Below are 25,214 nucleotides of genomic sequence, written 5' to 3' on the forward strand. Positions count from 1 at the left end.
TCATGCCTAAGATTATTGTTCTGCCGCACCACGAGTTATGCCCAGAAGGTGCGGAACTGGAAGGGAAAGAAGGGGAGACCGTCCTCGATGTGGCGCTAAAAAATGGCATTGGCATCGAGCACGCGTGTGAAAAGTCTTGCGCGTGTACTACCTGTCACATTGTGGTTCGCGAAGGCTTTGACTCGCTCGACGAAAGTGATGAGCTTGAAGATGACATGCTCGATAAAGCATGGGGACTTGAGCCAGAGTCTCGCTTGGGCTGTCAGGCGAGAATTACCGATGAAGATCTGGTGGTCGAAATTCCACGCTACACCCTAAACCATGCAGCGGAAAATCATTAATCTAATGCTGTAACGGACGGAGAAGCAAAATGAGTTTAAAATGGACGGATTCACTCGATATTGCGATTGAGCTGTGTGACGCTTACCCAGATGTCGATCCTAAAACAGTGCGTTTTACCGACTTGCATCAATGGATCACCGAACTGGATGACTTTGACGATGATCCTGAGCGCTCGAATGAACGGATTTTGGAAGCGATCATTATGTGCTGGATGGATGAGCAAGACTGAGGGATAGCTCTCGTGAGTGATTGATAATACTTGTGTTATTGTCACCGGCTCGGCACAGTATTGACGGCCAAATAGATTTATTACCAAAAGCGGGCCCATCGGTTCGCTTTTTTTATTCCACTGGGTGCCATGTACTCAACGTACGCTGCCCAGTCAAACACGCTGTACAGTAAAAAACAGCGCGACAGTACAAGGAGTACAAAATGTCAGAAACATTAAAAGTAACCCTGTCGCATCAGCCGGCAGCCGCACAATGGGGCGATAATGCGCTGGTCTCTTTTGACGCCGATAAAGCGCTTATCCATGCACCGAGCGACACCAATCAACGAGATAAGGTGCAACAAGCCGCGCGTAAACTCGAGGGGCAAGGTGTCCCTGCACTGACGCTGACCGGCGAGCATTGGGATCTTGAATTAGTGTGGGCCTTTTACCAAGGGCTTCGCGGTCCTAAAAATAAAGTGGCTTTTGCGCAAGCGGTCTTAAATGACACAGACACCAAGGAGTTCGAACTTCGGCAAACTGTCGGTGACTGGGTGCGCGATATTATCAACCAACCGGCAGAAGAAGTCGGTCCGCATCAGTTGGTTGCCCGCGCAGGGGAATTTGTAAAATCGATGGCACCGGAGCCGGAGCATGTCACTTACAAGATTATTTCAGGCACGGATCTGTTAGAAAAAGGCTGGCACGGCATCTATACCGTTGGACGAGGCTCTGCCCGTAAACCGACCATGTTGCAATTGGACTACAACCCGACCGGCGATCCGGATGCACCGGTTTATGCATGCTTAGTCGGAAAAGGGATCACCTTTGATTCCGGCGGCTATAGCATCAAAGGCTCAGATTTTATGACCACCATGAAAGCCGATATGGGTGGCTCGGCAACCGCGACAGGCGCATTAGCGATGGCAGTAGCGAAGGGCCTAAATAAGCGCGTGAAATTAGTGCTTTGCTGTGCAGAGAACATGATCTCAAGCAGTGCCTACAAGCTAGGTGATATTATCACTTACAAAAACGGCGTGACGGTTGAAGTATTGAATACCGACGCCGAAGGACGCTTGGTGCTCGCGGATGGCTTAATGTATGCCAGTGAGCAAAAGCCTGAACTCTTAATTGATTGCGCCACCCTGACGGGCTCAGCAAAAGCCGCATTGGGTAACGATTATCACGCATTGTTTAGCTTTGATGATAAGCTCGCCCATCGTACCCTTGAGGCGGCACAGCAAGAGGGTGAGGGGATGTGGCCATTGCCATTGGGCGAGTTCCATCGTCAACTGCTTCCGTCCTCATTTGCCGATATCGCCAATGCATCGATGGGCGCATACATGCCAGGTGCGAGCACGGCCGCCGCGTTTTTATCGTATTTTGTCGAAGATTACCAAAAAGGCTGGATGCACATCGACTGTTCGGGGACTTATCGTAAAGCCGCCAGTGACAAATGGGCGGTCGGTGCCACCGGAATGGGCGTGAAAACCTTGGCGCGTGTGTTATTGGATGAAGCCAAATAACCTCATCAATGAATCGGTGAGGTGTTAAGGAATTTTTTGTGTGAGTTAACGCTTCACCGCATTGCTGATAGGGGCAGACAACAAAGTTTGCTAGGGTAAGCGCGTTGTTGCTCCTAGTGAGCCTGATTTAGACAGTAAAAGGACAAGCGAATGACCATTGAACGCACTTTTTCTATCGTCAAACCTGATGCCGTAGAGCGTAACTTGATTGGTACGCTTTATCAGCGTATCGAAAGTGCTGGCTTACGTATCGTGGCAGCGAAAATGTTACACCTTAGCAAAGAACAGGCTGAGGGGTTTTATGCTGAGCACCAAGGTAAACCTTTCTTTGCGTCCTTAGTCGAGTTTATGACCTCTGGACCGATTATGGTGCAGGTGTTGGAAGGCGAGGGTGCCATTAACCGTTATCGTGAGTTGATGGGCAAAACTAACCCTGAAGAAGCGGCTTGCGGGACATTGCGCGCTGACTACGCGGAAAGTATGCAATATAACTCCGTACATGGCTCGGATAGCCCAGGCTCGGCTGAACGTGAAATTGCGTATTTTTTCACCGCGGATGAGATTCATCCTCGTTGTTAATGCAAAGACGGATATAAAAGGTTTATAAAGAGGCGCGAGCCTCTTTTTTGTTTTGTTCTTCTCCTGCCTCTTACCTGAATAACCACGCTCATAGAGAGTGGAAAGTGTGATCTAAAGCCTGTACAATTTCGCGCCTTAAGCGCGTTCCGAACAGGGATCTTGACTAAATTCAAGGTGTATTCACTCGAGAACGCCAGGCCAATACCCGTGTCTTACCATATAGCTAGTTTTTACGAGGCAACCCCAATGACGACAGAGAAAGTAAATCTGCTTGATTTTGACAGGCAAGGATTGCGTGCCTATTTCGCCGATGAGCTCGGTGAAAAAGCCTTCCGCGCTGACCAAGTCATGAAGTGGATGTATCATTTTGGTTGCGATGACTTCGATGAAATGAACAACATCAACAAGAAGTTACGTGAAAAGCTCAAGCTGGTCGCCGAGGTTAAAGCCCCTGAAGTGAGTGAAGCGCATTACTCAAAAGATGGCACCATTAAATGGGCGATGCGAGTGGGCGGTCAAGATGTGGAAACCGTGTATATCCCTGAAGATGACCGGGCAACATTGTGTGTTTCCTCTCAGGTTGGTTGTGCGCTCGACTGCAAGTTTTGCTCGACCGGTGCGCAGGGTTTTAACCGTAATTTGCGGGTTTCTGAAATTATTGGCCAGGTTTGGCGTGCCGCAAAAGAAATTGGTATCGAAAAAGAAACCGGACGCCGTCCTATTACCAATGTGGTGATGATGGGGATGGGCGAGCCGTTGCTGAACATGAAAAACCTGCTGCCATCACTCAACCTGATGCTCGATGATAATGCCTATGGCTTGTCGAAGCGTCGTGTCACGGTATCGACTTCCGGTGTGGTGTCTGGCTTGGAGCAGATGATTGGTAAAATTGATGTTGCGCTAGCGATTTCACTGCACGCGCCGAATGATGAACTGCGTAGCCAAATTATGCCGATTAACGATCGCTGGGATATCGACGCTTTCTTAGATGTGGTGCATCGTTATATTGAAACCTCGAATGCCAACCGTGGTCGTGTCACGGTTGAATATATTTTGCTCGATCATGTGAATGACTACATGGAGCATGCGCGCCAACTCGCAGAGCTGTTGAAAGATACACCGGCGAAGATTAACCTGATCCCATTTAACCCGTATCCTGGATCGCCATTCAATAAACCAAGTAACTCTCGTATTGATAGGTTTATGAAAACCTTAATGGAATACGATTTTACGGTCACGGTGCGTAAAACGCGCGGCGATGATATTGATGCGGCGTGTGGCCAATTAGCCGGAGACATTGTCGACCGGACAAAACGCGCCGAAAAGCGACTGGGTGCGCAGGAGGTGATCCCTGTTCGACCCGTCTAAGCATTATAGGTCTTTATAAGGGAAGAGCATGGTAAAAACTGGCTGGGTATGGGGGTTGATTATCACGTTGGCAGGTTGTGCCTCGCCAGTTTCACAGCAAAACGACGCTAAGTTTGATAAGATTCAGGCGGCCGAGGCACGAATTTCATTGGGGTTAGGTTACTTAAACAGTGATCGCTATCAACAAGCGCAGCAAAACTTGCAGCAAGCACACCAATATGCGCCTAATTACTATCGTACCTCGCTGTCTATGGCGTATTATCAACAACGTGTCGGTGAAACCGACCAAGCGGACCGTTTATATCAAAAAGCGTTATCGCAGGCGTCTAAAAAAGGCGATGTGTATAATAACTACGGTGTATTTTTGTGCGAACAACAGCGTTTTGCTGAGGCAAAAGAGGCATTTTTGCAAGCCGTCGCACAACCGTATTATCATCGCGTGTCAGACAGTTATGAAAATGCCGCGTTCTGCCAGCTAAAAGCGGGCGATACCAAGAGCGCGAAGGCCTTGTTGGAAAAAGCGACTGAGCAAGACCCGCTGAATGTCCGCGCAGGATTACAACTTGCCAAGTTAGAGATAGAACGAGGGCAAGAGACAGATGCCATTACGCGTATCAAACGACTCCATAAACGCGTTGGTGTCCATCCCAGCGGACTATTATTGTTGGTCAAAGCTTATCAGCAACAAGGCAACACGGAGCGAGCTGCCCATGATGCTCAGCGATTGGCGCACCAGTTTCCAGAATCCAAAGAATATCAATTGTACTTAGCGAATGAATACTGAACAGACGGAAGAACACGCGCACAAAGATACGCAACCTGCGCCCGGGGAAGTATTAAAGCAAGCGCGAGAAAAAATGGGCTGGAGTGTTCGCGATGTGGCTGACCGACTGCGATTGCGCGTCAGTGTCATCGAGGACCTCGAAAGCAATAATCCAGATATGGATCAACTGGCCACGTTTACGCGTGGCTATTTGCGATCCTATGCCAAGTTAATGCAAATCGACGCCGACCAGCTTCTCGGTGACAGCAATATGGAAGCAAGCAGTGCGGCAACGGTTCAGAAAATGCAAAGCTTTTCGCGCAAGACACGACGGCAAAGGAGTGAAAGCCGTTTGATGTGGTTGTCTTGGGTGATCATTGCTATTGCGGTGGGTATTACTGGCGTGTGGTATTGGCAAAATCAACAAGCGATGACATCGTTACCCACGCAGCTGGATAGCGAACAAGTCGATGAGTTAGTGACGACCCCTTCTGACCAAGATAGTGCTGTGATTGCGGCCGAGCCCCAACTGACCACCGATGAACTCGACACTGAGCCTGCTAAAGCTGTCGATGCGCCGCAGCCGGGAGAATCCGCGGCCAAAGCCAGTGATGAGGGGCAATCGAATCCTGTGTCTACCTCTGATGAGACATCAGCCGCTAAGACACAAATGGGAGCGCAAACGACTGACGCAGCGAGTCGTCAGGAAACAGCGCAAGCGCCAGTGACGGATCCGGCAGCAAAAACAACCGCAAGCGCCAACGAAAACCGCTTGGTCATGACCTTTACTGGCGATTGCTGGATTGATGTGCGTGATGCCAATGGCGAACGCTTGGCGACAGGAATAAAAGCTGAAGGTGAGCAAATTATCTTAACTGGTGAAACGCCGTACCAATTGGTACTCGGGGCGCCAAGTGTGGTGAACATTACCTTTAATGGCGACAATATTGATCTTGATGGCTATCCAACCGGGCAAGTAGCTCGGTTGCGCCTTCCGCAGTAATCAGAGAACGTCAATATGCACAACGAAAATCCGATTAAACGTCGTCCGTCCAAACGTATCAATGTGGGCAATGTGCCGATTGGTGATGGTGCGCCCATTGCAGTGCAATCAATGACCAATACGCGCACCACGGATGTTGAGGCAACCGTGGCGCAAATAAAAGCGCTCGAAAATGTGGGTGCAGACATTGTTCGCGTGTCGGTCCCCACCATGGATGCCGCTGAAGCCTTTAAAACAATTAAAGCGCAAACGTCGATCCCGTTAGTGGCAGATATTCACTTTGACTATCGTATCGCGCTTAAGGTCGCTGAATACGGTGTCGATTGTTTACGGATCAACCCTGGCAATATCGGTAAAGAAGAGCGCATCCGTGCGGTGGTCGATGCTGCTCGCGATAAAAACATCCCGATTCGAATTGGTGTGAACGGTGGCTCGCTAGAACGTGATCTCCAGGAAAAATACGGTGAGCCAACGCCAGACGCGCTGGTAGAATCCGCGATGCGTCATGTTGATATTCTCGATCGACTCAACTTCGACCAATTTAAAGTCAGTGTGAAAGCATCAGACGTTTTTTTAGCGGTGGAATCCTACCGCAAATTAGCACAACAGATTGAGCAACCTCTTCACCTCGGGATCACCGAAGCAGGTGGTGCGCGCGCAGGGGCGGTAAAATCATCGGTTGGGCTAGGCATGTTACTCGCTGAAGGTATTGGCGATACGTTGCGTGTGTCGTTAGCGGCCGATCCTGTTGAAGAAATTAAAGTTGGGTTTGATATTCTTAAATCCCTCCGAATTCGCTCACGCGGGGTGAATTTTATCGCCTGCCCAAGCTGCTCTCGTCAGGAATTTGACGTCATCGGCACCGTGAATGCGCTTGAACAGCGCGTAGAAGATATTCTGACGCCAATGGACGTTTCAATCATTGGTTGCGTTGTCAATGGCCCAGGCGAAGCCGAAGCGTCACATCTTGGCCTTGCTGGTGGCAACAAGCGCAGTGCTTATTATCTCGACGGCAAACGTCAAAAAGAGCGCTTTACCAATGACAACTTGGTGGATGAGTTAGAAGCAAAAATCCGCGCCAAAGCGGCGATGATGGATGAGCGCAACCGCATCAAGGTGTCTCAAATCGATCAAGAAGGCTAAGCCATCAGGCTGCCTTTTCCCCTTTTATATATGATATCGGTAACGGAAGTTAACGTGGCTAAAACAATTCAAGCAATCCGAGGCATGAATGACTGCCTCCCTTCTCAATCTCCTTTGTGGCAGAAGCTCGAAAATACGATTAAACAGGTCGTCAGTGCCTATGGCTACAGTGAAGTACGTATGCCTATCGTCGAAGCAACACATCTGTTTAGCCGTGCGATTGGTGAAGTGACCGACGTTGTCGAAAAAGAAATGTACACCTTTGATGATCGAAACGGTGACAGCCTAACGCTACGACCTGAAGGCACGGCGGGTTGTGTCCGCGCAGGGATCGAAAACGGCTTACTCTATAACCAGGAACACCGTTTGTGGTATACCGGGCCAATGTTCCGTCATGAACGTCCACAAAAAGGCCGCTATCGTCAATTTCATCAATTTGGGGTGGAAGTGTTTGGCTTGAATGGTCCCGACGTTGATGCCGAATTGATCATGATGACGGCCCGGATGTGGCGTGAGCTGGGGATTGCTGAACACGTACGTTTAGAACTTAACTCCATTGGTTCGCCGCAAGCGCGTGCGGATTATCGCCAAGCACTGGTTGCTTTTCTGATGCAGCACGAATCGGTGTTGGATGAGGACAGTAAACGTCGCATGCAGACCAATCCGCTACGTGTATTAGATACCAAAAACGCGGATATCCAGGCGATTCTTGTTGATGCGCCAAAGCTCAGTGATTATCTGGATGACGAGTCAAAACAACATTTTGCTGGATTGTGTGAACTCTTGGACGCGGCAGGTATCGAATACCAAGTGAATCACCGTCTAGTACGTGGACTTGATTATTACAACCGCACGGTCTTTGAGTGGATTACCGATAGCTTAGGCGCGCAGGGCACGGTGTGTGGCGGCGGCCGCTACGATGGTTTGGTTGAACAACTCGGTGGTAAGGCAACACCGGCGGTCGGGTTTGCAATGGGCCTTGAGCGCTTAGTCTTGATGCTCGAAAACCTGAGCCAAGATGATATCCGCCCAGTGGTGGATGTATACATGGTGACGGCAGGCGAGGGCGCCTTAGCCGCTGGGATGAAACTAGCCGAAAACCTGCGTGAGCAAGTGCCGGGGTTACGCGTTATGTCGCACTTTGGTGGTGGCAGTTTTAAAAAGCAATTTAAACGTGCAGACAAAGTCGGCGCATCCGTCGCATTGGTTTTGGGCGAAGACGAAGTCGCTAATCAAACGGTAGCGCTAAAAGATTTAAAAGGCGGCGAGCAACAAACTCTGAAGCAGGATCAGATCGCTGCGACATTAAAAGCATTGATTTAGAGAGGACAGATCGTGGACGTCTACACCACAGAAGAGCAGCAAGTTGAAGCCATTAAAAAGTGGTGGCGAGATAACGGGAAAGCGGTTGTAATCGGCGCTGTTGTCGGCTTAGGTGCCTTGTACGGCTGGCGTTATTTCCAGTCGCAACAGGTCGAAAGTAAGGAACAAGCCTCTCAACAATACGAACAAACTTTGAACAGTATCGAGAGCGGTGATGGCACGGCACTGAGCCAGCTCGAGGGGCATGAAGGCTATCAAGCGCTGGCGGCACTTAACCTGGCAAAGAAACAGGTTCAACAGGGAGAGCTAGACAGTGCACGTAAACAGTTGCAAACGGCCCAGCAAGCGTTAAATGATGATGCGCTCTATGGGTTGGTAACCACGCGCTTAGCGCGTGTGAACGCGGAGCTGGGTCAGTATGACGCGGCACTGAGTGAACTGGATAAAGTGACCGCGTCAAGTTGGACAGCCAAAGTACAGGAAATTCGCGGTGATATTTTGCTTCGCCAAGGGGACAGTGAGGCCGCTCGTGATGCCTATACCGCCTCGCTTGAGGCAGGAGCGAGTCCAACCGTCACGATGAAGCTCGATAACCTCAGTCAATAAGGGCGCGGTATGAAAAAAGGATTATGGCGCATAGCCGCTGTGGCCACGACTTTGGCGATATTGACCGGTTGTGCGGGTGAAGAAGATGTTGTGCAAATGGCACCATTACCCACTGTAACGGATAAAATTGCATCATCACAGATTTGGCAAGCCCAAGTCGGTGATGGTGTCGGGCAATATTATTCGGCCCTTCAACCGACGGTCGCGTACGATAAGGTATTCGCCGCTGACCGCCAGGGAGAAGTGGCTGCGTTTGATCTTGAAAGCGGCGAGCGTATTTGGCAGCAGTCGGTGCAAACTGAGACGCCAGCGTTGTTATCTGGTGGGCTAAGTGCGTCCTACGGTAAGGTGTATGTTGGCGGAGAAACCGGCGAACTGTATGCCTTGGATGCTGAAACAGGCGAGCGCCTTTGGCAGCAAAATGTGAACGGTGAAATCCTGGCCAAGCCTTTGGTCGATGCTGGTATGGTGATCGTTAATACCAGCCGCGGTGAGTTGGTTGCGCTTGATGCGGAATCGGGTGAGCCTCAGTGGAGTAACGCCAATGATGTCCCTAATCTAAGTTTGCGCGGCGAGAGTGCCCCCGTTACCGTCTCAGGCGGTGTATTCTGGGGGATGGCGAATGGTCGTCTTGGCGCCGCGATGATCGAAACGGGTCGCTCTATTTGGCAAATTCCGATTTCGACACCCAAAGGGGCGACCGAAATTGATCGTCTTGTTGATGTGGATGCGACCCCTGTGATTGATGGCGACCGTTTGTATGCCGTGGGCTATAATGGGCAGTTAGTGTCGATTGATTTACGTTCGGGAAAAGCAGCATGGAAGCGTGATTTTTCATCGGCCAACGATTTTATTGCGGCGGGTAATAGCCTTTATTTAATTGATGATAAAGACAATATTGTCGCATTAGATGCACGTAATGGTTTAGAGAAATGGCGCAACAGTGAGTTAGCGTATCGCATATTAACTGCGCCTGCGGCAAGCGATGGTTATCTCGTGGTTGGAGATAGCCAAGGGTACTTGCATTGGCTCGATCCAGATACTGGGGATTTTGTTGCCCAGCAATCGCTTGAAGGCGAGGGTATTGCGGTGGCGCCCGTGCAAACCGATAATGGCTATATCGTGATAACACGCGATGGCCAATTGAGAAAGCTGGCTATCGACTAGTATCAGCCACCCAGTTTTATATTTAGGCTCCTGGCTGTATAGACAGTTGGGAGCCTTGTTTATTGATAAGAGAATGAAAATTAAGAGGTCTACATGATTCCTGTTATAGCCCTAGTAGGGCGCCCGAATGTGGGAAAATCGACGCTCTTTAACCGTCTTACCCGCACGCGCGATGCATTAGTAGCGGATTTTCCGGGACTGACCAGGGATCGAAAATACGGCAAGGCATTGCTGGATGAGCACGAATTTATCGTGATCGACACCGGCGGGATTGATGGTACAGAAGAGGGTGTAGAAACCAAAATGGCCGAACAATCGCTTGCTGCGATTGAAGAAGCCGATGTGGTGTTATTTATGGTGGACGGGCGTGCAGGATTAACACCTGCTGATCGGGATATTGCTCAACATATCCGTGTCCGCGAAAAAACCAGCTTTTTGGTCGTCAACAAAGTAGACGGTATTGACCCAGATACCGCAACCGCAGACTTTTGGCAATTAGGCATGGACAACATGTATCAAATTGCTGCCGCACACGGTCGTGGGGTCAGCGGATTGATTAATCGTGCTCTGACGCCCTTTGCCGAACAAGCGCTACAGCAAGCGCAGGAAGAGACAGGTCTGGTTGACCTGACCGATGAGCAAGATGACATCGATGATCAAGACAACCCGGCCGTGAACACAGAAGAGCAGGCAGAAAATGAGTACGCCTACCTTCAATCACTGCCGATTAAAATTGGTATTATAGGTCGCCCCAATGTGGGTAAATCGACCTTGACCAATCGCATGCTCGGTGAAGAACGAGTCGTCGTTTACGATATGCCGGGGACCACACGAGACTCCATTTATATCCCGATGGAGCGCGATGGGCGCGAGTACGTGATGATTGATACGGCCGGTATACGTCGTCGTAAACATGTCAGTGAAAAAGTTGAAAAATTTTCTGTTATTCAAACACTTAAGGCTATCGAAGACGCGAACGTCGTGCTGCTAGTGATTGATGCGCGAGAAAATATATCTGATCAAGACTTGAGCTTACTAGGGTTTGCCTTGAATGCGGGCCGTTCGATCGTGCTGGCGGTTAACAAGTGGGATGGCTTAGATAGCGAGATTAAAACGCGGGTGAAATCCGAGCTGGATCGTCGCCTTGGTTTTGTCGACTTTGCACGCGTTCACTTTATTTCTGCGTTGCATGGTACCGGTGTCGGTCACTTGTTTGAGTCCATTCAAGAAGCCTATCAGTCGGCGACCAAACGTGTCGGCACCGCGATGCTAACCCGTATTTTGAAAATGGCGCAAGATGACCATCAGCCTCCAATGATACGTGGCCGCCGAGTGAAGCTAAAATATGCACACGCCGGTGGATATAACCCACCCATTGTGGTCGTCCATGGTAACTTGGTGAGTGAGTTGCCAGACTCCTATAAGCGCTATCTGATGAATTATTATCGTCGAACCTTAGACATTATGGGCACACCGATAAAGATTCAGTTCCAGAACAGTGAAAACCCGTATGAGGGTAAAAAAGAAAAGCTGACGTTATCTCAGTCACGTCAACGCAAACGCTTGATGGACATAGTTAAAAACCGCAATAAGAAGTAAACGAAAGCCCAGCCTTGATGCTGGGCTTTTTTGATCCCGCCTACTTTTAACGATCCAAACCTGGATCTTGACTTTATCATTCGTGATCATACTCACATTAAAGCCACGTCGTCTGTGATGTCGTGGATCTTAGCTTATCGCGTGACTGGGCAGGTTTTGAGCGGCGATAATTGCATCACCCCTTCACGCCACTCTCGTTTCATTTATGCTGGATTTTTAATTCAAAAAACTATTTTTTAGTTTTTTATATCGATAAAAATCCAAATGCAGAATATGTAACTTATGCTTTCGGGAAGTGTATTGATAAATATTCTTTTCAGGGTAGGAAGCTGATCAAGGGGAATTAACCCCAAGATCGCTCGATCGCTTACTGATCGGTTAGAGGTGTATTGTACAGAGTTTAATCAGCCGACTGACTTGGATGACGCTGTTGTACCACGCTGGTGATCTCGCCGTTACTGAGCTGGGTGCGCAGGATATCGCCTTCATGCAGTTGATTGATGTTATTAATAATTCGTCCATCACTGTCACGGCTAATCGAATAGCCACGAGAGAGCGTCGCTAATGGACTGACGGCATCCAAGGTCGCCACCAAGGTCAAAAGTCGCTGCTGCGCGTGTGACAATTGCGAGTTCATCGCGTGGACGAGGCGTTGATGGTGCTGTACCAATTGAGCCTGATGTTGATGAATACGATGCTCAGGCGTCACGCGTTGTAACCGGCTATCCAGGGCATTAAGCTGGTGGTTATATCGTGAAAGCTGTTTCGTCAGTCCTTGGTGAATGCGCCTTTGCAGCTCATCAATATGCTGACTTTGCTGTTGCAGACGACGACGGGGGTGTTGGTGAGACAAACGGTGTTCGTGTTGCGTCAGTGCCCGTTGCTGGCGATAAAGTAGCGTGCCGATCGCGTTTTTAAGCGCTTGCTCGCGCTGCTGATATTGCTGCAAGCGATAACTCAGATCACGGCTAACAAGCTCTGCGGCAGCTGATGGGGTGGGGGCGCGAACATCGGCAACAAAGTCAGCAATGGTCACATCCACTTCATGGCCTACGGCACTGACGATGGGGATCTGACTCGCGGCGATAGTACGGGCGACGATTTCTTCATTAAAGCACCATAAATCCTCGAGTGACCCACCGCCACGACCAACAATCAGTACGTCACACTCATGACGGCTATTGGCGCGCCCGATCGCTTGCGCTATCGATACTGCCGCATCTTGCCCTTGCACCAGGGTCGGATAAATCACCACCGGCAGGCTAGGGTCCCGTCTTTTAAGTACATTCAGAATATCATGCAAGGCAGCGCCGGTTTTGGAGGTGATTATGCCAACGCGCTTTGGTTGGTCGGGCAAAGCTTGCTTAGCGGTTTGTGCGAATAACCCTTCTGCGGCTAACGCTTGTTTACGTTGCTCAAACGCCTGCTGCAGTCGTCCATCGCCTTCGGGCTGCATGCTTTCTAAGATTAGCTGATAGTCGCCTCGAGGCTCGTACATAGACACACGCGCGCGCACCAGGACTTGATCCCCATTTTTGGGTTTAAAGGTCACGCGACGATTGTTACCACGAAACATGGCACACTTCACTTGGCTTTGGTTGTCTTTGAGTGACAAATACCAATGGCCAGACGTTGCCGCGGTAAAATTGGAGAGTTCGCCCGTTAGCCAGACAATGCCAATGTTTTTTTCTAAGCAAAGACGCACCTCCGCATTGAGGCGGGAAACGGACAAAATATGTTGATTACTCGCGGTCACAATCGCTGATCCTTTTGATAAACCTGATCGCATACTACCTGCCGTATACTGGGATGCCAACTGACTCAGCATGACGATAGCCAGGCGATCAAAGCAATCGATTGCGAAAAAATGAACAATGTATCCGTTGATAAATCAACCGACTAAATCTGTCTTGGACAATCAATCGCTATTCTTAGTAAAAATCGATAGCCAAACGTTTGCGCTGCACGTATAATTCTGCGGCAATATTTTGTTCCCCTTCACAACTTTTAGTGTGAGATATTGCAATGCTGAGAATCGCGAAAGAAGCGTTAACCTTTGACGATGTACTCCTCGTCCCTGCCCACTCAAATGTACTCCCTAACCATGCGGATCTGCGGACCCAATTGACCCGTTCAATTAGCCTGAACATCCCTGTGCTCTCTGCAGCAATGGATACAGTGACCGAAGCCCGTTTGGCCATCGCATTGGCACAAGAAGGCGGCCTTGGCTTTATCCATAAAAATATGACCATCGAGCAGCAAGCCGAGCAAGTGCGCTTGGTGAAAATCTATGAAGCGGGCATGGTGTCTAACCCGGTTACGGTGACGCCTGAGATGACCATTGCCGATGTCAAAGCCTTGACCGAACGCAATGGCTTTGCCGGTTATCCAGTGGTGAATAAACAAAAAGAGCTGGTTGGCATTATTACGGGACGCGACGTGCGTTTTGTCTCAGATCTTAGCAAACGTGTTGAAGATGTGATGACCCCTCAGTCTCGTCTCGCCACCGTGCGTGAGGGCGCTGAGCGTGAGCAAGTGCAACAGTTGATGCAGCAGCATCGTGTCGAAAAAATTCTGGTCGTCAACCAAGACCATCACCTCAGCGGCATGATCACCGCCAAAGATTTCCAGAAAGCGGAAAGCAAGCCTAACGCCTGTAAAGACGAACAAGGTCGTTTGCGTGTCGGTGGTGCCGTCGGCGCAGGGGCGGGCAATGAAGAGCGTATCGCGGCCTTGGTGGAAGCGGGAATCGATGTGTTACTTATTGACTCATCACACGGCCACTCTGAGGGCGTCCTACAACGTATTCGTGATGCCAGAGCCTCGTACCCGCACTTACAAATTGTGGGCGGTAACGTTGCCACTGCCGAGGGCGCACGTGCCTTGATTGACGCGGGTGTGGATGCCGTAAAAGTCGGTATTGGCCCAGGTTCTATTTGTACCACGCGTATCGTCACTGGCGTGGGTGTGCCGCAAATTACCGCGATCAGTGATGCCGCTGCCGTCGCACAAGAGTATGGTATTCCGGTAATTGCCGATGGCGGTATTCGTTTCTCGGGTGACTTGTGTAAAGCGATTGCTGCCGGCGCGTCGTGTGTGATGGTGGGCTCAATGCTCGCCGGTACCGAAGAGTCTCCGGGTGAAGTCGAGCTTTACCAAGGCCGCGCGTACAAATCTTACCGCGGTATGGGCTCATTGGGCGCCATGTCAAAAGGCTCATCTGATCGTTACTTCCAAAGCGATAACGCCGCCGATAAGTTGGTGCCTGAAGGCATAGAAGGGCGCGTTGATTACAAAGGCATGATGAAAGAGATCATCCACCAACAAATGGGCGGGTTGCGTTCAAGCATGGGCTTAACGGGCTCTGCCACCATAGAAGAGATGCGCACTAATACGCAGTTTGTTCGCGTGACCGGCGCGGGCATGAAAGAATCACACGCGCATGATGTCACCATTACTAAAGAAGCGCCGAACTATCGCCTCGGCTAAAGACATCACTACCGCGATGCATTTGAGAGGGGAGCACAGCTCCCCTTTGTTCCACTTAATTGAGAAAGCCAGATAATGACCCAGAACATTCATGCTCAACGTATTTTGATCCTTGATTTTGGCTCCCAGTACACCCAGTTGATTGCGCGCCGTGTCCGTGAAATTGGTGTGTATTGTGAGCTTTGGAGCTGGGATGTCGATGAGCAAGACATTCGTGATTTTGCTCCCAACGGCATCATCCTATCCGGTGGCCCAGAGAGCGTGGCAGAAGCCAACTCGCCACGTGCACCGCAATATGTCTTTGACGCAGGCGTGCCTGTGTTGGGCGTATGCTATGGCATGCAGACCATGGCTGAGCAGCTTGGTGGTAAGGTTGCGGGCTCTGAGCATCGCGAGTTTGGCTACGCGCAAGTAAAACGCGTTGGCCAGAGCGCACTGTTTGATGGCATTGAAGATGCTATTGCCGATGATGGTCACCCACTTTTAGATGTGTGGATGAGCCACGGCGATAAAGTGGTCGCGATTCCGGAAGATTTTGTCAAAATCGCTGAAACAGACACCTGTCCGTTTGCAGCCATGGCCAACGAAGATAAACGTTTTTATGGTGTTCAGTTTCACCCAGAAGTGACGCACACGCGCCAAGGCAAACGGATGCTTGAGCAGTTTGTGATGCAAATCTGCCAATGCGAGCGTTTGTGGACACCGGCAACCATTATTGACGATGCGATTGAGCGTATTCGTGAGCAAGTGGGGGATGACGAGGTGATCCTTGGCTTGTCTGGCGGCGTCGATTCTTCTGTAGTGGCTATGCTGGTTCACCGTGCGATTGGCGATAAGCTCACGTGTGTGTTCGTTGATAACGGCCTGCTGCGCCTTAACGAAGGTGAGCAAGTGCTGGAAATGTTCGGTGATCACTTTGGGTTGAACATTATTCATGTCAATGCGGAAGACCGCTTCCTTAATGCCCTGAAAGGTGAAGCCGATCCCGAAGCGAAGCGTAAAATCATTGGCCGGGTGTTTGTCGAAGTGTTCGACGAGCAAGCGAGTAAAATGGACAATGCCAAATGGCTGGCGCAAGGGACTATCTACCCAGACGTGATTGAATCAGCGGCCTCGAAAACCGGTAAAGCGCATGTGATTAAATCACACCACAACGTCGGTGGCTTACCGGAAGAGATGGAAATGGGTCTGGTTGAGCCACTCAAAGAGCTGTTCAAAGACGAAGTGCGTAAAATCGGCCTTGAACTTGGCTTGCCATATCACATGCTGTTCCGCCACCCCTTCCCAGGGCCAGGCTTAGGCGTGCGTGTGCTGGGCGAGATTCAAAAAGAATATTGCGATCTGCTTCGTCGCGCCGATGCGATCTTTATTGAAGAGCTACGCAACGCCGATCTCTACGAGAAAGTCTCGCAAGCCTTCGCGGTGTTCCTGCCGGTTCGCTCGGTAGGTGTGATGGGCGATGGCCGTAAATACGATTGGATCATTGCGTTGCGTGCCGTCGAAACCATCGACTTTATGACTGCGCACTGGGCACACCTGCCATACGATTTCCTTGGCAAAGTGTCGAACCGCATCATCAACGAAGTCGACGGCATCTCCCGCGTAGTTTACGACGTCTCCGGCAAACCGCCAGCGACGATTGAGTGGGAATAAGCGTTTGAGAAAGTAAAACGCTAGTTTAACGACATAAAGCCCATGCCTAGCGTGGGCTTTTTTATTTCTAAATGTTTCATTGCTGTCTGTAAGCATCCGTTTTTTGTGCTGCTTTTCTAACTTTAAAGTAATTTAACATTGGGTTAACTGGCTTACTTATGGCTAACTATGCTGATTTTTGCTTTACTGGCGATAATTTGTCATTTTATTGTCATTAAAGCCTGCTGGATCAGGTAAGCCAAAACWCAACATCGAAAATAATGGAGTTCCCAGTGAGTCAACACATTAACCCAGCAACCGATACAGGCCGACCGCGCGGCATGGATCGGTTTTTAAATATGATAGAGCGTGCGGGTAACCGGATCCCAGATCCTGCCTTATTGTTTTTCTGGGGCCTGGTGACGGTTTGGGTGCTCTCCGCTCTCTTGTCACAAATCACGTTTAATTCTGTTCACCCATTGACCGGGGACACCGTCCAAGTCAAAAACCTGCTCACCGGTGATGCGCTCGCCCACTTTTTAGCCAATATGGTTGACACTTTTACAGGTTTTGCGCCGCTTGGGATTGTATTGGTTGCGATGTTAGGGGTGGGTGTGGCTGATCAGTCAGGCTTTATCACCACCGGTTTGAAGAAAATGCTGAGTGTGACGCCGAAGCAAGCACTCACACCCATGCTGATTTTGGTGGCGATCGTGTCACACACGGCGGCGGATGCCGGCTATGTACTGGTGATCCCACTCGGCGGGATTATCTTCCACGCGGCGGGGCGTCATCCGCTAGCGGGGATTGCCGCCGCTTTTGCTGGGGTGTCGGGAGGCTTCTCCGCGAACTTTATTCCGTCAGGGATCGATCCATTGCTGGCCGGTTTTACTGAATCTGCCGCGCATGTGTTGGACGATAGCTACCAAGTTAATCCCCTCGCTAACATCTACTTTACGGGCTTGTCATCGATTTTGATTGTGGCGCTGGGCTGGTTTGTGACTGAGAAAATTGTCGAACCACGGCTAAATCGCACACCGATTGATGAGGATGCAGAAGACGCACCAAATTTAGGCTCTTTTACGGCGATTGAAGGAAAAGCCTTTAACCGTGCTGGGCTGGCGATGCTACTAGGGATCGCTGCGCTGGTGGCGGCCTCGTGGCCGGAAACGTCCCCGCTGCGCTCTCCGGCGGGTGAGCTGACTGCCTTTGATGCACCGATTATGCAATCAATCGTGCCGCTCATTTTCGTGCTGTTTATTATTCCAGGCATTGTTTATGGCAAAACCGCGGGTACCTTTAAAACCAGCCAAGACGTGATTAAATCCATGTCTGACACCATGGCGACCATGGGCGCTTATATGGTGATGGCGTTTTTCTGCGCGCAATTCTTAGCCGCATTTACGCAATCCAACATTGGTACCTTGTTAGCGCTGAATGGCGCGGAGCTATTGCAGTCAATGAGCCTGCCAGGTGAGATGACGATTGTGGGGATGATTTTGCTCACCGCACTCGTGAACCTGTTAATCGGTTCTGCGTCAGCGAAATGGGGTCTGATTGGACCGATTTTGGTGCCAATGCTGATGGTTGTCGGTATTTCCCCTGAATTGTCACAAGCGGCCTATCGTGTCGGGGATTCCGTTTCGAACATTATCTCGCCATTAATGGTGTTCTTCCCACTCGTTGTGGTGTATTGCCAACGCTATGTTAAAGCAACAGGCATTGGCACCGTGGCGTCAATGATGATCCCTTATTCATTGACCATGCTGGTGGGCTGGACCTTGTTCTTGCTAGCGTACTGGGCATTCGGATTGCCACTGGGTATTCAAGCAAGTTATCAGTATCTGGTGCAATAACGGTTACATAGAGCGCGTATCGTCTATCATGACGTTTCAGACACAGCCGGCCTTCGAGCCGGCTTATTTGTGTCGTATACTAGCGATGAATTACATAGCCAATAAATCGAGGTTGGAATGAACGAGCCACAAACGCCGGATACGATTCACGACGTTTATATGCGCCAGGCGATCATACTGGCCGACAATGCTGAGCAAGAAGGTGAAGTTCCTGTCGGCGCCGTGGTGGTGTATCAAGGTGAGGTTGTGGGCACAGGGTGGAACCGAACCATTACCCAGCATGATGCTACTGCCCATGCCGAAGTGATGGCCTTACGCCAAGCCGGCCAAGTGCTGGGTAATTATCGCCTATTAGACGCGGATCTTTATGTGACACTCGAACCGTGCCCGATGTGTGCGGCGGCGATGGTGCATGGCCGTGTCAGAAAGGTGTATTTTGGCGCGCCGGATCCCAAAACCGGCGCGGCTGGTTCGGTGATGAACTTACTCAGTTATGAAGAGGTAAATCACCATGTGCAAAGCGAGGGTGGGGTATTAGAAGCTGAGTGCCGTGCGCAACTGCAAGCGTTTTTCCGCCGTCGTCGTGCTGAAAAAAAGGCTGCAAAAAAAACAGCCCGTGGTGAGGCTTCTATTGTGTCGTCTGATTCAGACCAAGCGTCTTAAAACGCCTCATCAAACGCGGCAAACTCACGAATCGCAAACGCGCGTTGACGCCATAGTACTTTCTTGTGCATATTTTGGCGCATGCGCTTGCGACGGTTAGCCGATGAAATATTGTTTTTACGAAAGCTTTGTTTCATTAGCCGTTTTTTTGGCACCATAGGATCCTCATTGCGGTTGCTTTTCCGATTGCGATATTGGGTTTTGTTCAGAGCCCTCTGGCGTAGTATCCGGCACTGGTTCAGCAACTTGCTCGGAGGATGGCTCGGGCGCAATGATGGTTTGCAGCCCACCGAGCGATTCGACTTGCTGACTGTCCAGCGACTCTATATGTGCTTTTTCATAGCCTAGAATACTCTGATAATAACGGCGAATATTCTCAACATAGCTTAGCGCTTCATAGCCACGTGCATAGCCGTATCGCGTTTGCGTGTAATATTGGCGCTTAGCGAGCAAGGGAAGGCGCTGTTTCACATCACTCCACGAGTTAGGATTGGCACCTTGCGCTTCAGTGAGTCGCCGTGCATCCATCATATGACCAAAGCCAATGTTGTAAGAGGCGAAAGCAAACCAAATACGCTCGTGTGGGTTAACACTGTCGGGAATCCGGTCGAGCATACGCTGCAGGTAGATTGAGCCGCCTTTGATGCTTTGTTCGGGATCCAGACGGTTGCGCACGCCGACGGATTTAGCGGTCGGTAACGTCAGCATCATCATCCCACGTACCCCTGTGGGAGATATGGCGCGTGGGTTCCAGTGTGATTCTTGATACGACAAGGCGGCGAGCAGGCGCCAATCAAAATCGTTCGCATGCTTTTTGAAAAGGGGTTCCCACTGCGGAAGTTTGCTTTCTATGGCGCGCAAAAATGCGCGGGTATCAACGTAATCAAATTGATTCACGTGGCCAAAATACTTTTCTTCTAAAATTGCCAATTCACCGGTTTGATTCAGCTCACCAAAAAAATTCACCATCAGAGCATAGGCGCTGCTGTCGCCCTGTTTTTTCATAAACCAGGCGACGGGCTCATCTTCACTCAGCGCCATGGCGACGGCAATATCAGGTTGGGTGCGTTGCATTAAGGCAATATCGATGGAGTCGGCAATGGTAAAATCGATATCACCGTCTGCAACCTGTTTAAGCAGTTCATCGTCGTCGGCGTCTTGCACAACTTTCCAGCTTAAATCGGGGTGATCGTTTTTAAGCGATTGTAAGGTGAGATCGTGACTCGAACCTTCCACTACTACCATTACCGCGTTCTCGCGGTTAAAATCGCCCACATCGCGAGGGCGCCAATGTCCTTTTTTATACACCACTTGTTGGCTGACAAAATAGTAGGCGGGGCCGGGGCGAAATTGGGCCAAGCGTTGGTCGGTAATGGTGAGTCCTGCAGCAATTAAATCGACATCACCGCGCTCTAATGCAGGAAAGAGGCCGGATAACGTATAGGTCGGCACCATTTCCAGCTTTACGCCAAGCTTGTCAGCAAAACGTGATGCAAGTTCGTAATCCAGCCCGGTCGGGCCATCAGGACCAATATAATAAGAAAGTTCGTTATTGAGTGTTCCGACTCTTAGCACGCCACGGTCGCGGATTTTTTCCAGCACGGTGCGATCGTCGAAGTGCCAATCACATCCCGTTAATACCAGGCTAACGACCAGCACGACAAGGCTAGTCATCCATGATTTCAGAGAAAAGTCACGCTGTATCAAAGGCTGTCGCTCGCAGTTGCTGGCTAGCGTGGTAGTGCTAGCGATGATCGATAGACGCCACATTCTACGTGAATAGGTTGGATACGGATAGAGGGAAAATTTTTTGCGCAAACGGTTGCGTCAGGTGTGTTGTCGCTAAGGATTTTGCCCTATAATGGCCGCCGTCTGCTAAAAAGGCCAGCGAAAAGGTATTTTTGCGTGTTCAAACCACTGCGGTCAAGAGCGTGGTGATACCCAAGTTATCGTCCCAAGATGCGTCAATTTGGGTATACCCTTTCATTTACCGCTAACGAGAGACGTACGCACATGGATATTTTGCGTGGTTCCCCCGCACTGTCTGAGTTTCGTGTCAATAAACTACTGGCCAGCTGCCAAGCGCATCAGTTACCGGTCACGGCACTGTATGCTGAGTTTATTCATTTCGCTGATTTGCATCACCCTTTGGATAGCGCCAGTCGCGAGAAGCTCGAAAAGCTGCTGACTTACGGACCCACTTTACCGCCGCACGCACCTGAAGGGACGCTATTTCTCGTTACGCCTCGTCCCGGCACCTTGTCGCCGTGGTCATCCAAGGCAACCGATATTGCCGATAATTGCGGGTTGGACGCGGTGAAACGTTTAGAGCGTGGTACCGCGTACTATATTCAACTCTCTGCGCCATTAACTGATGAGCAACACGCAACCTTAATCGGATTGTTGCACGATCGGATGATGGAAACGGTATTTCGTGAGCTTGAGGCCGCTGAGGTGCTGTTTGAGCAAGCGGAACCTGCGCCGATGCACAGCGTGGATATTCTCTTGGGAGGTCGAGCCGCTTTAACTGAGGCAAACCAAGCCTTAGGATTGGCTCTGGCAGAAGACGAAATTGACTATCTGGTTGATAACTTTACCCAGCTGGGGCGTAACCCCAACGACATCGAACTGATGATGTTTGCGCAAGCTAACTCAGAGCATTGCCGCCACAAAATCTTTAACGCCGATTGGACTATTGATGGTGAAAAGCAGCCTAAGTCGCTGTTTAAGATGATCAAAAATACCTATGAGCAAACCCCAGATAACGTGCTGTCGGCGTATAAAGACAACGCAGCCGTAATGACGGGCTCAACCGTTGGGCGCTTTTTCCCGACGCCAGAGAGCCACAGCTATCAGTATCACCATGAACCCGCCCATATTTTGATGAAGGTGGAAACCCACAACCACCCCACCGCGATTTCACCGTGGCCAGGGGCCGCGACCGGCTCTGGCGGTGAGATTCGTGACGAGGGGGCGACCGGTGTCGGCGGTAAACCCAAAGCAGGGTTGGTCGGTTTTTCCGTCTCTAATCTGAAAATCCCGGGTTTTATTCAGCCGTGGGAGCGAGACTATGGCAAGCCTGAGCGCATTGCCACTGCGCTCGATATTATGCTGGAAGGCCCGCTAGGCGGCGCGGCGTTTAATAACGAATTTGGCCGTCCTAGCTTGCTGGGCTACTTCCGTACCTATGAGCAATCAGTGACCTCGCATGCCGGTGAGGAAGTGCGCGGCTATCACAAGCCGATCATGCTCGCAGGCGGAATGGGCAACATCCGCGACGGCCATGTGCAAAAAAGTGAGATTGACGTGGGGGCCAAACTGATTGTGTTAGGTGGCCCGGCGATGAACATCGGCCTTGGTGGCGGAGCAGCATCGTCGATGGCATCCGGCCAGTCGGCGGAAGACTTGGACTTTGCCTCGGTGCAACGTGAGAACCCAGAAATGGAACGCCGTTGCCAAGAGGTGATCGATCGCTGCTGGCAGCTTGGCGAAGACAACCCAATTGCCTTTATCCACGATGTGGGCGCGGGTGGCCTTTCAAATGCGATGCCAGAGCTGGTTGATGATGGCGGCCGAGGCGGGCGCTTTAACTTGCGTGATATTCCGAATGATGAGCCGGGAATGAGCCCGCTCGCCATTTGGTGTAACGAGTCACAAGAGCGCTACGTCTTGGCGGTCAAACCCGAAAACCTGGCGCTTTTCGAAGCCTTGTGCGAGCGTGARCGCGCCCCGTACGCAGTCATTGGTGATGCCACCGACGCGCGTCACCTGTCGCTTGAAGACAGCCACTTCGGTAATAGCCCTATCGATATGCCGATGGATATTCTGCTGGGTAAAGCGCCCAAAATGCACCGTGACGTTACACGCCAACAAGTGACAGGTACCGCGCTAAACACCCAAGGCATTGAACTGGCACAAGCCTGCGAGCGTGTTTTACGCTTGCCAGCAGTGGCGGAGAAAACCTTCTTAATCACCATCGGTGACCGTTCGGTGACCGGATTGGTTGCGCGTGACCAAATGGTTGGTCCGTGGCAAGTGCCGGTGGCGAACTGTGCGGTGACGGCGGCCAGTTATGACAGTTATCACGGCGAAGCGATGGCGATGGGCGAACGTACCCCGGCCGCCTTGCTCGATTTTGCTGCCTCTGCCCGTATGGCAGTGGGTGAAGCGCTGACCAATATCGCCTGTGCCGATATTGGCAGTCTGACCAACATTAAACTGTCTGCCAACTGGATGTCCGCGGCGGGTCACCCGGGCGAAGATGCTGGCTTGTACGAAGCAGTCAAAGCGGTGGGTGAGGAGCTGTGTCCTGAGCTATCACTGACCATTCCAGTGGGTAAAGACTCGATGTCGATGAAAACCCAGTGGCAGCAAAACGGTGAAAACAAAACTGTCACCGCGCCGATGTCGCTGATCATCACCGCCTTTGGCCGCGTGGAAGATGTGCGTCGTACCGTGACCCCACAATTGCGTAGCGATAAAGGTGACAGCCACCTGATTGCGATTGATCTTGGTGAAGGCGCGCAGCGTCTGGGCGCAACCGCGCTGGCTCAGGTGTATCATCAATTGGGCGATAAGCCTGCCGATGTCACCAGCAGCGCCCGCCTAAAAGGCTTTTTCAATGCGATGCAAACCTTGGTGGCAGAGCAAAAACTGCTGGCGTATCACGACCGAGCCGATGGCGGACTATTCGTTACCTTGGCTGAAATGGCCTTTGCCGGTCACACCGGTATTGACGTGGACATCGCCCGTTTAGGCGACGATGCCTTGTCGGTGTTGTTTAACGAAGAGCTGGGCGCGGTGATCCAAGTGGCGACGCAAGACCTCGAGCGTGTTAATACGGTGTTGGATGAACATCAATTAATCGCATGCAGTCACCTGATTGGCGGCCTAAGTGGTAGCGATGAGATTATCGTGCGTCACGGTGAGGCACCTATCTATCAAGCCAGTCGCCAGCACCTGCGTCAGATTTGGGCTGAAACCACCTATCAAATGCAAGCGCGGCGCGATAATCCGGACTGCGCTCGTCAAGAGTTTGACGCCAAGCAGGCGGCCGATCCCGGTTTACACGCTAGTCTGAGCTTTGATGTGCACGAAGACATTGCTGCGCCATATATCGCTACCGGTCAACAACCGACCATGGCTATTTTGCGTGAGCAAGGCGTGAACTCGCATGTGGAAATGGCCGCCGCCTTCGATCGCGCTGGATTTAACGCCGTGGATGTTCATATGAGTGACATTCTCTCAGGGCGCGTTAGTTTGGACAGTTTCCAAGGGCTGGTGGCCTGTGGCGGTTTCTCTTACGGTGACGTGTTAGGCGCCGGTGAAGGTTGGGCGAAATCTATTCTGTTTAATAGTCGTGCGCGCGATCAATTCAGTGCCTTCTTTGGCCGTGAAAACACGCTAGCACTTGGGGTGTGTAATGGTTGCCAGATGCTATCGAACCTGCATGAACTGATCCCAGGGGCTGCACACTGGCCACGATTTGTTCGCAATGAGTCCGAGCGCTTTGAAGCGCGCTTTAGCATGGTGGAAGTACAATCAAGCCCATCCGCTTTTTTTGCCGGGATGGCAGGCTCACGGATGCCCATTGCGATATCGCATGGTGAAGGACGGGTAGAAGTGCGCGATGCTGAGCACTTGGCAGCGATTGAGGCGTCAGGCACGGTGGCGCTGCGTTACACCGATAATCACGGCCAGCCAACACAAGCGTATCCTGCCAACCCGAATGGCTCACCCAATGGCATTACCGCGCTGACTACCGAGTCGGGCCGTGTGACCATTATGATGCCGCACCCTGAGCGGGTATTCCGTACTGTCGCTAACTCTTGGCACCCAGATGATTGGGGTGAAGATAGCGCGTGGATGCGGATGTTCCGCAACGCGCGGGTTACTCTAGGGTAAGCACCGTACCAATAAAGCCGCCACAGTTGGGCGGCTTTTTGGT

The 25,214-nt window shown here is 51.0% G+C and carries 20 protein-coding genes; 17 read left to right on the plus strand and 3 right to left on the minus strand.

Annotated elements, in window-relative coordinates; genetic code table 11:
• Positions 1–2 precede the first annotated feature (2 nt).
• The 12 genes from fdx (at position 3) to der (ending at position 11,627) form a co-directional block, all read left to right on the plus strand.
• Positions 3–341 (plus strand): ISC system 2Fe-2S type ferredoxin, encoded by a 339-nt coding sequence (fdx, locus tag BZG77_RS03730; protein ID WP_077646249.1) that lies wholly within the window; start codon positions 3–5, stop codon positions 339–341.
• A gap of 29 nt (positions 342–370) precedes the next feature.
• Positions 371–571 carry a Fe-S cluster assembly protein IscX gene (gene iscX, locus BZG77_RS03735; RefSeq protein ID WP_077460268.1) on the plus strand — a complete coding sequence of 67 codons (201 nt, stop codon included), beginning with the start codon at positions 371–373 and terminating at the stop codon, positions 569–571.
• Between the two features lie 203 nt (positions 572–774).
• Positions 775–2,076, plus strand: a complete 1,302-nt coding sequence (gene pepB / locus BZG77_RS03740) for an aminopeptidase PepB (RefSeq protein ID WP_077646250.1) — start codon at positions 775–777, stop codon at positions 2,074–2,076.
• Positions 2,077–2,226: 150 nt separating this feature from the next.
• Positions 2,227–2,655, plus strand: coding sequence for a nucleoside-diphosphate kinase (ndk, locus tag BZG77_RS03745; RefSeq protein ID WP_021022926.1), 429 nt, complete (start codon positions 2,227–2,229; stop codon positions 2,653–2,655).
• A 246-nt stretch (positions 2,656–2,901) separates the two neighbouring features.
• Positions 2,902–4,023, plus strand: coding sequence for a bifunctional tRNA (adenosine(37)-C2)-methyltransferase TrmG/ribosomal RNA large subunit methyltransferase RlmN (locus BZG77_RS03750; protein WP_021022927.1), 1,122 nt, complete (start codon positions 2,902–2,904; stop codon positions 4,021–4,023).
• Between the two features lie 28 nt (positions 4,024–4,051).
• Entirely contained in the window at positions 4,052–4,807 is a 756-nt protein-coding gene (gene pilW / locus BZG77_RS03755; RefSeq protein WP_077646251.1) for a type IV pilus biogenesis/stability protein PilW, read from the plus strand.
• Positions 4,797–5,789, plus strand: coding sequence for a cytoskeleton protein RodZ (gene rodZ / locus BZG77_RS03760; RefSeq protein WP_077646252.1), 993 nt, complete (start codon positions 4,797–4,799; stop codon positions 5,787–5,789). The genes pilW and rodZ overlap by 11 nt, the downstream gene beginning before the upstream one ends.
• A 15-nt stretch (positions 5,790–5,804) precedes the next feature.
• Positions 5,805–6,932 (plus strand): flavodoxin-dependent (E)-4-hydroxy-3-methylbut-2-enyl-diphosphate synthase, encoded by a 1,128-nt coding sequence (ispG, locus tag BZG77_RS03765; protein ID WP_021022930.1) that lies wholly within the window; start codon positions 5,805–5,807, stop codon positions 6,930–6,932.
• A 54-nt stretch (positions 6,933–6,986) separates the two neighbouring features.
• Positions 6,987–8,255 carry a histidine--tRNA ligase gene (gene hisS, locus BZG77_RS03770; protein ID WP_028569626.1) on the plus strand — a complete coding sequence of 423 codons (1,269 nt, stop codon included), beginning with the start codon at positions 6,987–6,989 and terminating at the stop codon, positions 8,253–8,255.
• Positions 8,256–8,267: 12 nt separating this feature from the next.
• On the plus strand, positions 8,268–8,861 hold the full coding sequence (locus BZG77_RS03775; RefSeq protein ID WP_077646253.1) for a YfgM family protein: 594 nt from the start codon (positions 8,268–8,270) through the stop codon (positions 8,859–8,861).
• A gap of 9 nt (positions 8,862–8,870) precedes the next feature.
• Positions 8,871–10,028 (plus strand): outer membrane protein assembly factor BamB, encoded by a 1,158-nt coding sequence (bamB, locus tag BZG77_RS03780; RefSeq protein ID WP_077646254.1) that lies wholly within the window; start codon positions 8,871–8,873, stop codon positions 10,026–10,028.
• A 93-nt stretch (positions 10,029–10,121) separates the two neighbouring features.
• The gene (der, locus tag BZG77_RS03785) at positions 10,122–11,627 is read left to right on the plus strand and encodes a ribosome biogenesis GTPase Der (protein WP_077646255.1); all 1,506 of its coding nucleotides are present in this window, start codon (positions 10,122–10,124) and stop codon (positions 11,625–11,627) included.
• A gap of 400 nt (positions 11,628–12,027) precedes the next feature.
• Here the strand turns inward: der and xseA are convergent, their stop codons facing one another.
• Positions 12,028–13,383: an exodeoxyribonuclease VII large subunit gene (xseA, locus tag BZG77_RS03795; protein WP_077646421.1), complete on the minus strand. Its 1,356-nt coding sequence runs from the start codon at positions 13,381–13,383 to the stop codon at positions 12,028–12,030.
• 269 nt (positions 13,384–13,652) lie between these two features.
• Here xseA and guaB point away from each other — a divergent pair, with 269 nt between their 5' ends.
• The 4 genes from guaB (at position 13,653) to tadA (ending at position 19,267) form a co-directional block, all read left to right on the plus strand.
• Positions 13,653–15,116 carry an IMP dehydrogenase gene (guaB, locus tag BZG77_RS03800; protein ID WP_077646257.1) on the plus strand — a complete coding sequence of 488 codons (1,464 nt, stop codon included), beginning with the start codon at positions 13,653–13,655 and terminating at the stop codon, positions 15,114–15,116.
• A 75-nt stretch (positions 15,117–15,191) separates the two neighbouring features.
• Positions 15,192–16,769 (plus strand): glutamine-hydrolyzing GMP synthase, encoded by a 1,578-nt coding sequence (gene guaA / locus BZG77_RS03805; RefSeq protein WP_021022937.1) that lies wholly within the window; start codon positions 15,192–15,194, stop codon positions 16,767–16,769.
• Positions 16,770–17,089: 320 nt separating this feature from the next.
• Positions 17,090–18,604, plus strand: a complete 1,515-nt coding sequence (locus BZG77_RS03810) for an AbgT family transporter (protein ID WP_241844100.1) — start codon at positions 17,090–17,092, stop codon at positions 18,602–18,604.
• A gap of 117 nt (positions 18,605–18,721) precedes the next feature.
• The gene (gene tadA, locus BZG77_RS03815; protein WP_077646259.1) at positions 18,722–19,267 is read left to right on the plus strand and encodes a tRNA adenosine(34) deaminase TadA; all 546 of its coding nucleotides are present in this window, start codon (positions 18,722–18,724) and stop codon (positions 19,265–19,267) included.
• On the opposite strand, the gene BZG77_RS14895 is transcribed toward tadA, so the two are convergent.
• Both BZG77_RS14895 and mltF read right to left on the minus strand, forming a co-directional pair.
• Positions 19,264–19,425 (minus strand): hypothetical protein, encoded by a 162-nt coding sequence (locus tag BZG77_RS14895; RefSeq protein WP_198532384.1) that lies wholly within the window; start codon positions 19,423–19,425, stop codon positions 19,264–19,266. The two genes, tadA and BZG77_RS14895, sit on opposite strands and share 4 nt — an antisense overlap.
• Before the next feature lie 7 nt (positions 19,426–19,432).
• Positions 19,433–20,941, minus strand: a complete 1,509-nt coding sequence (gene mltF / locus BZG77_RS03820) for a membrane-bound lytic murein transglycosylase MltF (RefSeq protein ID WP_077646260.1) — start codon at positions 20,939–20,941, stop codon at positions 19,433–19,435.
• Between the two features lie 339 nt (positions 20,942–21,280).
• Between mltF and purL the strand changes: the two genes are divergently transcribed.
• Complete coding sequence (gene purL / locus BZG77_RS03825; RefSeq protein WP_077646261.1) at positions 21,281–25,171, plus strand: phosphoribosylformylglycinamidine synthase; 3,891 nt, start codon at positions 21,281–21,283, stop codon at positions 25,169–25,171.
• Positions 25,172–25,214: the final 43 nt, after the last annotated feature.

This window comes from Salinivibrio sp. IB643 (assembly GCF_001996105.1).
GTDB classification, from domain to species: domain Bacteria; phylum Pseudomonadota; class Gammaproteobacteria; order Enterobacterales; family Vibrionaceae; genus Salinivibrio; species Salinivibrio costicola.